We start from the raw sequence: 5,121 nt of genomic DNA on the forward strand, positions 1-5,121 counted from the left end.
AGGGCGCGGCTGTTTGTGAAGTCACCGCCGAGCGCCGTCAGGAAACCGTGCGGCCCCATGTTCGCGCGATGATCGACGACGGCGTATCGGCCGCGAGCCTTGCCGCTTGGCGTCACCGTTGGACGCACGCCCCCGAAGGCCCAGGTCACGTCGTTGATCGACACGTCCATCATCGGCAGCGCCGTGTGCAGGTCCGTCAGCAGGCGATGCACGTCGTTGGGCGTCACGCGGAAGGACGAAACGCCGTCGACAAGCGGCATGTCGTGCGTTCCGATGACGGACATCCCGCGCCAGGGCACCACGAAAAGCGGCCGGCCGTCGGGCGTGCGCGTCGTGACCCCATGGCCCGACGTTACCGCCCGGGTGATGACGTTGAGGCCTTGCGAATATCCGGTTTCGACGTCGCCGACGGCGTTCGCCAGATCGAGAATGTCATCCGCGAACGGCCCCGCGCAGTTGATCGTGACGCGGGCCTTGACGTCGTGCGCGCCGCCGGTCAGGCGATCGATCACGCGCGCGCCCTTGATCGTCTTGCTCTCGACGAGCAGTTCCTTGACCTCGGCGTAATTCGCCACGTGCGCGCGATTGCCGCAGGCCGCGGCAAGAAATTCGAGCACCAGGCGCTCGGGGCTCCAGACGCGGCATTCCTGATAGACGATCGCGCCATCGAGCATTTCGGAATCGAGATGCGGCTCCATCACGCGGATCTCGTCGCGCTCGACGAAGTATCCTTGCGAGAGTCGGCGATCGAGATCGTCAAGGCGCGCCTTGTCGCCCGAGAGGCGGTCGTAGATCGTCATCTCCACGCGTGTGAAAAACGCGCCGAGTGCGCCGTCCTTGAAGATCGGCAGGACAAAACGCACCGGCTCGACCAGATGCGGCGCGATGGTCTCGAGCGCGCGGCGCTCGCGGACGAATTGCTTGACGTGCGCCGCGTCGAGCTGGCCGAGATAGCGGAACCCGCCGTGGATGATCTTCGCGTTCGCGGCACTTGTCGCGCCGCAGAAATCGTCGCGCTCCACGAGCGCCACCGAAAATCCGCGTAGCGCGGCGTCGTGCGCCACCGCCGCCCCGACGATGCCCCCGCCGATGACGAGAACGTCGTGCGTTTCGCTTTCCATGCGCGCCAGATCGCGCTTCATTTCGACGGCTCCGTTCCATCAAGAAAGGCCGAAATAGGACCGGGACGATCCTATTTCGGACCATTTTGTCGATTTTAGCCGACCTGACCGCCGGGTCAAGAAAAACGTGAGAATTCCGTGACAAATCGCGCCGGACTCGCGGCCGAATCGCTCGGGAGTTATGGCTCGCGAATCGACCTCGTGCGTATAACACGCGCGGCGTCGGACGATGGGCTCCCGCGGGCCACGCGCGTTGCCCGCCGCGCCTGCCGATGCTAAAAGAGGTGCCCCGCCTTGGGCCCCAAAAGGAGACGCGTTACGTGCCGAGCGCCGACAAGCATCGGGAATTCCTCGATAAACTACGCCAGATCCGTGAGATGGGCGGCGCCGAGCGCGTCGCGGCGCAGAAGGATCGCGGCAAGCTGAACGCGCGCGAGCGCCTCGCGCTCTTGTTCGACGACGGCGCCTTCACCGAGCTTGATGCCTTCGTCACGCATCGCGGCACGTTTTTCGGCATGGCGGACAAGGACATTCCCGCGGATGCCGTCGTGACCGGATTCGGGCGCGTAAACGGCCGGCTCGTCTATTCCTTCTCGCAGGATTTCACCTCGCAGGGCGGCACGCTCGGCGAGATGCACGCGAAAAAGATCTGCAAGGTGCTCGACCTCGCGCTTAAAAGCGGCGCGCCGGTCGTCGGTTTCAACGATTCCGGCGGCGCGCGCATCCAGGAGGGCGTGGACGCGCTCGCGGGCTACGGCGAGATCTTCTTCCGCAATTCGGCCGCTTCCGGCGTGATCCCGCAGATTTCTGCGATCATGGGACCGTGCGCGGGCGGCGCCGTTTATTCGCCCGCCATGACGGACTTCGTGTTCATGACGCGCAAGACCGCGCACATGTTCATCACCGGGCCGCGCGTCATCTCGCAGGTGACCGGCGAGGAGATCGACATGGAGGGCCTGGGCGGCGCGGATATCCACGCGACGGTTTCGGGCGTGTCGCACTTCGCGTGCGATTCGGATGCCGAGAGCATCGAGACGATCCGCCGGCTGCTCGCGTACCTGCCGCAAAACAACATGGAAGACCCGCCGATCGGCGATACGGATGACCCCGCCGACCGCCCCTGCCCCGCGCTTGACGCGATCATCCCGGAAAGCGAGCGCGAGGGCTTCGACATGCACGCGGTGATCGCCGAGATCGCCGACGCGGACTCCGTGCTGGAAGTCCACGCCGGCTGGGCGCAAAACATCATCACCGCCTTCGCGAGGCTTGGCGGGCGCGTCGTCGGCATCATCGCCAATCAGCCTCTCGTGCAGGCCGGGTGCCTTGATGTGAACGCATCGGACAAATCGACGCGCTTCATTCGCTTCTGCGACGCGTTCAACATCCCGCTACTGACCATCGTGGACGTACCGGGCTTTTTGCCGGGCGTCGATCAGGAGCACATGGGCATCATCCGGCACGGCGCGAAGATGCTGTGGTGCTACAGCGAGGCGACGGTCCCCAAGCTCACGCTCATCGTGCGCAAGGATTACGGGGGCAGCTACCTGGCGATGTGCTCCAAACATCAGGGCGCGGATTTCGTCGTCGCCTGGCCGAGCGCGGAGATCGCCGTGATGGGCGCCGAGGGCGCGGTGGAGATCCTCTACGCGCGCGACATCAAGGCGGCCAAGGACGCCAAGGCCGCGCGCGCCGAAAAGCTCGCCGAATACCGCGACGCGTTCTATTCGCCGTACGTCGCCGCCTCGCGCGGATACGTGGACACGGTGATCTCCCCGCGTGACACGCGCACGGTGCTCGTCGGCGCGCTCGACGCGCTTTCGACCAAGCGCGAAGTCCGTCCGCCCAAAAAGCACGGCAACATCCCCGTATGAGCCCGCATACACGAACATCGGCCGACGCGGGTTCCGATACGCGCCGGCGCCGAAAGATCGCCGCGGCGATCGCGGCGGTGTCCGTCGTGCTCGCCGAGGAAAGGCGTCCGGCGGCGCCACGTATTATTTCACAGACGGCGTGGGGGCAATCCGCCCGCGTCGAAACGATGGCGAACCGACTGCTTATGCAGCGCCGCGCGCTGCGTTAGCGGAAGCGAAAAATTGGAACCGCGACCGTCAGGGAGCGGGTCTACGGCGCGACAAGGAACCGCGACCATCAGGGAGCGGGTCTACGGTGCGACAAGGAACCGCGACCATCAGGGAGCGGGTCTGCGAGCGGAAAGGACAAGGATCCATGGCGACAAAACCGACAGGCAAGGCGAAGGCAGCCAAACCCGCGCGCGCGGCCAAGGCGACCGCGGCGAAAGGCCCGGCCGCGGTCCGCATCACCGATACCACGCTGCGTGACGGGCATCAGAGCCTTGTCGCCACGCGCATGCGCACCGAGGACATGCTCGAGGCGGCGGCGATGCTCGACGAAATCGGCTTCCACTCGCTTGAAGTCTGGGGCGGCGCGACCTTCGACGTGATGCACCGCTACCTGCAGGAAAATCCGTTCGACCGGCTGCGCGAGCTGAAGAAGGTCGCGCCCAAAACGCCGTTCCAGATGCTTTTGCGCGGACAGAATCTCGTCGGCTACCGCAATTACGCGGACGATCTCGTCAAACGCTTCGTCGAGCATTCCGCGGAGGTCGGTGTCGATATCTTCCGTGTCTTCGACGCACTGAACGATCCGCGCAACCTGGAGGTCGCCGGCAAGACGGTGAAGAAGGTCGGCAAACATTTCCAGGCCACCATCTGTTACACGATCACCGAAAGGCGCATCGGCGGCCCGGTGTTCAACGAGGCGTATTACATCGACAAGGCCAAACAGATGCTCGCCCTGGGCGCCGACAGCATCTGCATCAAGGACATGGCGGGCATGATCAATCCGGCCGACGCCGAATTACTCGTACGCCTTGTCAAAAAGCACACGAATCTGCCCGTCCAGATCCACACGCATTTCACTTCCGGCATGGGCGCGCTGGCGTATCTGCGCGCGACCGAAGCGGGTGTGGACGTTTTCGATTGCGCCGTCGCGCCGTTCGCGCAACGCACGAGCCAGCCGGCCGTGGAGCCGCTCATCGTCGCGCTCGAAGGCCACGAGCGTGCGCCGGGGCTCGACCTCGTAAAAATTGCCGAAATCGGCAAGGTGCTCGAAGCGATCTGGCCGAAGTACCGCCATTTTTCGGATACCTCGAAGTCCTCGACGATCGACACGGGCGTGCTGATCCATCAGATCCCCGGCGGCATGTATTCGAACATGGTGAACCAGCTCAAGCAGGCCGATTCGCTGCACCGCCTGCACGAGGTGTACGAGGAGCTGCCGCGCGCGCGTAAGGAACTGGGCTACCCGCCGCTCGTCACGCCGACAAGCCAGATCGTCGGAACGCAGGCCGTCATGAACGTGCTGATGGGCCGCTACAAGATGGTGTCGAGCGAGGTGAAGGACCTGTGCTACGGGCTCTACGGCAAGACGCCCGCGCCGGTCGACCCGGCTGTGCGCAAAGTCTGTCTGAAGGGCTATCCGCGCGGCGAGAAGCCGATCACGGGACGCCCGGGCGATCATCTGGAACCGGAACTCCCGGCGGCGACCCGGCATGTCGAAAAGCTGTTCAAGGAGGCGGGCAAGGGTGAGAAGCCGATGCTCGACGATATCCTGATCTACGGCCTTTACCCGCGCACGGGCGAGGCGTTCCTGCGCTGGCGGCTTGGGACGTCCGATCAGATGCCCGGCGAGAAAAAGCGCTCGCTCGACGATGTCAAACGCGAGGACGAGACGATCAAAAAAGCGCTTGCCGGCGAACTGGTTGCCGGCGGGACAAGGAGCGCGGGTCTTGGCGCCGGCGCGCGCACGTTCCGCGTGGCGGTCGATGGCGAGGTCTTCGATGTCGCGGTCGAGGGCGAGGGCATGCCCGTGGTGACAAGCGCTTCATCCGCGCCACGCACCGCGCCGGCGAAATCGACCGCCGCCGCGCCGCAGACCGTCGCCGCCCCCGCGGCCGGCGTCACGCCGCTCGCCTCGGGAC

The 5,121-nt window shown here is 65.2% G+C and carries 3 protein-coding genes; 2 read left to right on the top strand and 1 reads right to left on the bottom strand.

The features are described from left to right. A partial coding sequence (locus tag K8I61_19680) for an FAD-dependent oxidoreductase (protein ID MBZ0274266.1) occupies nucleotides 1-1,142 on the bottom strand: 1,142 nt, incomplete at its 3' end. A 251-nt stretch (nucleotides 1,143-1,393) separates the two neighbouring features. Between K8I61_19680 and K8I61_19685 the strand changes: the two genes are divergently transcribed. Both K8I61_19685 and K8I61_19690 read left to right on the top strand, forming a co-directional pair. Next, entirely contained in the window at nucleotides 1,394-2,992 is a 1,599-nt protein-coding gene (locus tag K8I61_19685; GenBank protein MBZ0274267.1) for a methylmalonyl-CoA carboxyltransferase, read from the top strand. Nucleotides 2,993-3,347: 355 nt separating this feature from the next. Beyond that, a partial coding sequence (locus K8I61_19690) for a pyruvate carboxylase subunit B (GenBank protein ID MBZ0274268.1) occupies nucleotides 3,348-5,121 on the top strand: 1,774 nt, incomplete at its 3' end.

The organism is bacterium (assembly GCA_019912885.1).
Classification (GTDB): Bacteria; Lernaellota; Lernaellaia; order JACKCT01; family JACKCT01; genus JAIOHV01.